This is a genomic window from Sandarakinorhabdus sp., assembly GCF_040398645.1.
In the GTDB taxonomy this organism is placed as follows: Bacteria; Pseudomonadota; Alphaproteobacteria; order Sphingomonadales; family Sphingomonadaceae; genus Sandarakinorhabdus.
Window position 1 is genome coordinate 14,835 of sequence record NZ_JBBATR010000040.1, and the last position, 6,026, is coordinate 20,860.

2 protein-coding genes are annotated in these 6,026 nt (G+C 61.3%); one reads left to right on the plus strand and one right to left on the minus strand.

Going from position 1 to position 6,026, the window contains the following annotated elements; translation table 11 throughout:
• Positions 1-121: 121 nt before the first annotated feature.
• Positions 122-2,611, minus strand: coding sequence for an ATP-binding protein (locus ABWP50_RS09720; protein WP_353217799.1), 2,490 nt, complete (start codon positions 2,609-2,611; stop codon positions 122-124).
• Positions 2,612-2,921: 310 nt separating this feature from the next.
• On the opposite strand from ABWP50_RS09720, the gene ABWP50_RS09725 reads away from it, so the two are divergent.
• Positions 2,922-6,026: calcium-binding protein (locus ABWP50_RS09725; RefSeq protein ID WP_353217800.1), on the plus strand; the 3,105-nt coding region annotated here is incomplete at its 3' end.

Sequence of the window (6,026 nt, forward strand, 5' to 3'; positions counted from 1 at the left end):
GGGCGCTTGCGGGGCGTCGGGCGCTTGCGGGGCGGGGGCTGGGCTCATTTGGTCCACTAATGGCAGGCCCATGTAACAGGGCGGCCACGCGCACGCTGCGCCCGTGTCACAATTGTAACCGTCATGCGGGCTGTTGGGATGGGCGCAGCATGTCCGCCACCAGCGTGCGCAGCGCCGCCGGCGTGAACGGCTTTTCCAGGAAGGGACATTGCGCGCCGTCGAGGAAATCGGCGGCAATGCCGCTCAGCGTGTCGCCAGTGACGAACGCGATCCTGCCCACCAGATCCGGCCGGTTCGTCTTGATCCATGCGTGCAGCGCCGGGCCATCCAGATCCGGCATGCGGATATCGGACAACAGAAAATCATAAGGCGCGCCGCCGGTCATGGCGGCCTGCCCTGCCACGCCGCCGATGGCCACGGTCGTCTCGATCCCCATCCGCGACAGCATGTCCGCCAGCATCTCCGCCACGTCGGGCTCGTCGTCGATGATCAGCGCCCGGCCTTGCAGCGCTGGCGTCGCGGCCGATATGGGCAAGGCGGCTGCCGGCGCGGCGCGACTGAAGGGCAGGGTCACCACGAAATTGGTGCCAATCGGCGCATCCTCGATGCCGATGGTCCCGCCATGCGCCTCGATCACCCCGCGCGAATAGGACAGGCCGATGCCGGTGCCGGCGCCGATCGATTTGGTGGTGAAATAGGGATCGAAAATCCGGTCACGTGTGGTCGGATCGATGCCCTTGCCTGTATCGGCCAGCGACAGCCGGATGCCGTTGCCGGCTCTCGATGTGGTGATGGTGATCCGGCGCTCGCCGCTCACCGTCTCAAGCGCCTGGCGCGCGTTGGTGAGCAGGTTGGCAATCACCTGGTGCAGTTGATCGGGGTCCGCCTCGATCTCGGGCAGTGCGTCATCAAGGCGCAAATCGAGCACGACGTTTGCGGCATGCAGCTGATATTCGGTCAGATCGACCGCCGAGCGCACCTGATCGTTGATATTGACCGAGCGGTATTCGGGCAGTTTCTGTCGGGCCATGGCCAGAAAACTTTGTACGATGCGCGCACAGCGATCGGCCGCGCGCCTGATCTTGGCGATCCGCCCGGCATGTTCGCTGCCTTCCAGATCCTCGGCGAGCAACGCGGTCTGTCCGATCACCGCCGCCAGCGGATTGTTGAGCTCATGGCTCACCCCGGCCAGCATCGATCCGAATGCGGCCAGCTTTTCGGATTGCAGCAGGCTTTCGCGCGATGCAGCGATCTCTGCGGCGGCGGCGACTTCCTGGGTCCGATCGAACACCAGACCGCCGACATGGATGATCTTGCCATCGGCATCGCGGATGGGAAACCGGGTCGCCGACACATGGCGCTGGCCATCGGGCAGGTCGATCGTCGTCTGGAACGAGTATGGCTTGCCATCCTGCTGGTTCGCCGTGACGGCGTCCTTGGCGTGCTGCGACCAGGATGTCGGCAAGAGTTTCGCGCCACTTTTTCCTTTCAGGTATTCAGCGCGCATTTGCGTCAGCCCGAAATGGTCAGCGAGATAAGCGTTGGCAGTGATTATCCTGCCTTCAAGCGATTCAAGAAAGGCCAGCCCGGGCAGATTGTCGAAAAAGGCCTGCAGCGACGCTCGCGATTCGACCAGATCGGCGCGCGCCCGGCGCTCTTCGGTGACATCGACGAAGAAATTGCCGACCAGCCCGACCTTGCCCTCGCTGTCGATCACTGGGAAGGATTTGATCAACATGTTCATGATCTTGCCCGACGGGGCATGAAATTCGGTCTCGACCGTGGTATCGGCGCCGCCCAGCGGATCAAGAAACAAGGGATGCGCAAGCGCTTTGCTGTCAGGGAAATAGACATTGAAAAAGCTGATCGGCTGCGCGGTCAGTTCGTCAGCGCTCATGTCATAAAACGAAGCCCCGTAACGGTTGATCATGATCAGCTTTCCGGTCGGATGCCGAAACATCATGCCGATCGGCGCATGATCGAGAAAGGCCTGCATCTGTTTGCGGCTACCGCGAAGTTCCTGCAGCCGCGCCAGGACCGAATGCCAGATACCGGGCAATTGGGGCGGGTGACGATCTTCGTCGCCCCCCGACTGCGCAAAACCGAGCAGCAGCAGCGCGGGCCGATTGACCAGCCACCCCATGTACAAAAAAATGACCACGGTCGGCAGCCCGAGCGCCAGGACAAACAGCATGAAGGGCAAGTTGGCGCGCAATGCGCGGTCCCAGATCGCAGCATGATCGATGCTCGCCATCAACCGCAGCTTGCCGCCAGCGGTCGTCACCGTGCGGACCTCGGTCACCTCGCCCGGCGTCGCAGACCCAGTCCCAGGTCCAGTCCCAGTCCCTGCTGGACCAGCGGAAAGCGCGTGCGATCGGTAGGTCACGCCCGCAGGCGCCAGCGCGTTCAATGCCGCCAGCACTTCCAGCCGATCGATCGATCCGGCGCGTGCCATCGCCTCGCTCAAGGTGGCGGCAGCCGCAACAGAGCGGTCGACCTCTGCTTCCATCTGGTTTCGGGTGATCCACACGCCGCGAACAACCATCACGATCATGAAACAGACCGCAAGACCATAGGCTGTCACGCGAAGCAGGGTCAGCTTGCGCTGCATCTCGCGCGTAAAGGCCGCAGGTGCCGGCTTTGGGCCAGGTGTTACCGTCACAAAAGCCCCGCGCCGCTGCCGGAAATGCTGCTCATGTGAACCAGACCCCCCTGTCCCGACGCTGAGTGACAAATTATAGCAGACAGGTTTCGCAGCGCCAATGAGCGGTCTTCATCAAGCGCGGTTTCGGGTCGATGCCCGAGCCGCGCGGCGTGAACGGTGCAGAAAGCACAGTGCAACTCCATTGTTTACAAATCATTGCTCCGGCTTAATATTCTTGCACTGACAACGTTACCTTGCTTGGTTCAAAGGGTATTATATGGCGACGTTCACTGGCACCGAGGGCCCCGACAATTTTCTTTTCCTTACGGCGGAAGACGACACCGTCAATAGCTTTGGCGGCAATGACTATATCACCGGCGGAAACGGCTTTGACACGATCTTTGCTGGCGATGGCGACGACCTGCTGGATGCAGGGAGCGGTGTGAATTCCAGGTACAATGCCGACATGGGCGCCGGCAATGATCTGGTTTTCGTTTACAACCAGCTGAATTCGACGTTCAATCTTGGTGCTGGTGACGATATTGGCCGATTTCGTCCCTTCCAGGGTGTGGTCGATACTGTAACCTTGGGCACCGGCCGCGATCAGGTGCTCACGGAATTCAACGCCGGCGGAACCCAGATCTTCACCGATTTCGACACGGGCGCAGGCGGCGATTCCCTAGAATTTTCGACCTGGTATTACCGCAACGGTATTTGGTGGGACAATTTCGAGGCCTTGCCGGCGGCTGGCATCACCAATCCGTTCGGGGCCGGGCGCGCACGATTGATCGACGATGCGGCCGGCGCTCTGCTGCAAGTCCGTTCGCAACTGTCGGACGCATGGACGACGCTCGCCACATTCCAGGGCCGAACGGCGGCACAATTCCATGCGGACAATTTCCTCGGGTGGTCGCCAACCGGCACGGCCGCCGTTGGAAAAACCCTGAATGTCGTTGAAATGTCGGCATTCCCACGCGATTTCGAAAACCTGTTTCGCGCACCTGGGGACACGTACGGCGACGACATCATCATGGGCACCGCCGGCGGCGGCTATATCGCGCTCACCAACGGAGCCGACACCGTCTATGCCGGCGCGGGCAATGATTTCGTCATCGTGGGCGGCGTCTCCAGCGGCCACAAGATCATATATCTGGGCGACGGCGATGATTCCGCCTCGATCAACGGCGTGTCATTCGGTCGCGGAATTTACGGTGAGCCAACCGGCTCCACGGCCACATCGACGATCTACGGCGGCAATGGCAACGACCAGATCGGTGGCGGCTGGGGCCACAGCACGATCTATGGTGAGGCTGGCAACGATCGCATCTCGACGAGAGGTTTCGCTTCGGGCGGCGATGGCAATGATCGCCTGACAGGGACGTCGGGTTCGCAGCAACTGTTCGGCGATGCCGGCAATGATGAATTGCTGGGTGGCACGGAGGCCGACGTGCTCGACGGCGGCGCCGACAATGACGAGGTCAAGGGCGAGGGCGGTGACGATCTGCTGACCGGCGGCAGCGGCATTGACCTGCTGATTGGCGGTTCTGGCAACGACACCTTCCGCGACACGGCTGCCGGCCTGAACGGCGATCGCATTGCCGATTTCGCGCCGGGCGACACGATCATCATCACGGACGCCAGGCTGGCGAGCTTCACGTTCAATCTCAGTGGCACCACACTGACCTTCACCGGCGGCAGCCTCACGCTGGAGGCTCCGCTCTCCGGCCCCATCGCCGCACGGGCGGCTGCAACCGGCGGTGTCATGTTGACCGTCACCAGCATCATCAACGGCACGGCGGGCAACGATATCCTGACCGGCACCAGCGGCGACGATACCATCAATGGGCTTGGCGGCAATGACACGCTGAACGGCGGCGACGGCAACGACACGATGGACGGCGGCGCCGGAGATGATGTGCTGAATGGCGGCAACGGCGACGATTCGATAAGCGGCGACACCGGCACCAATATGTTGTTTGGTGGGGCCGGCAACGATGGACTGGCCGGCCTCAACACCGGGCCTAACTCGCAATTTTTTGGCGAAGCCGGCAACGACACGTTCGTGTTGATCCTGAGGCACAATCTTGGTGTCGATGGCGGTGACGGGAACGACATCATCGGTATCGATACCACCAACCTGGTGATTTCTCGGAATTCAAACGTCGCAACGGTGAATGCCGGTGCGGGCGACGATCTGCTCACCATCGGCAACGGTTGCGACAATCAGATCAACATGGGCAGCGGAAATGACCGCGTCGTACTCACCCGCGACCGCAGCCATATCATCACCTTGGGTGAAGGTGCCGATGAAGTATCGTTCGGCAGCGCAGCACGTTTATACGCGTTTGAAGGCCAGATCAGCAGCGTTGTGATTACGGATTATCAGCCGGGCATCGACCAGGTCGTCTTTGACGATTGGAGCGAAGCGCGCCTGCCCAACTGGGACGGGGCAACAAACCCGTTTGCGCTGGGATTGCTGCGGCTGGTCCAGGAAGGGGCCAACGCGGTTCTGACGTTGGGTAACGTTTTCACCTCGCTCACCTTCAACAACATCCAGGCAAGCCAGCTGACAGCAGCCGACCTTGGCGGCTACAGCCCGGATGGCGCACAGCCCGCTGGCCTCATCATCACCGGTACGGCTGGAAACGATGTGGCCGTGCTCGGTGCGCAGGAGCGGCTCATCGCCGGCCTGGTGGGCGGCGTGGGCAACGACACGATCGATGGCTTGGGCGGCAACGATTTCATGCTGGGGAAATCCGGCAACGATACCTTGCGCGGTGGCGGCGGCGATGACCAGATCAACGGCGGTGTGGGCAACGATCGGCTTGAAGGCGGCGATGGCGCAGACACGCTCGTCGATGACGGCGGCAACGATCTGATTCTGGGCGGTGCCGGCAATGATCAGATCACCGTCGGTTTGAAAACCATCGGTCGGGTCGTGGTTGACGCTGGCGAGGGCAATGATCGTTTCAACGTCGACAACAACGGTTTTCCCGACTCTTTCAGTTTGAACGCCAGCTATGACGTGAACATGGGCAGCGGCGATGACTATGCGGGACTGTTTTTTCGAAACCGTACCGGCAACCGGATCGACATGGGTGAGGGCAACGACCGCGTCGAAATCATGGCGGGCGCGTCTGTCGTGGTTACGTTGGGCGCAGGCAATGACATCATCGATTTGAGGGCGCCTTATTATTTTACGACAAACCCGTTCGAACGCGCGATCGAAGCGAACACTGTCACCGATTTCCTGCCGGGGATTGACAGGATATCCATGCCGGATTCGTCTTTTGGCCGACAGTATTTTCCGGGCTGGAATGGTATGAGCAGCCTGTTCGCCGGCGGCTTTCTGCGCCTCGCGCAAAGCGGTGCGAACACGGTG

Coding starts and splice junctions, on each gene's coding strand:
- ABWP50_RS09720 (WP_353217799.1), bottom strand. CDS start 2,611: ATGCAGCGCAAGCTGACCCTGCTTCGCGTGACAGCCTATGGTCTTGCG.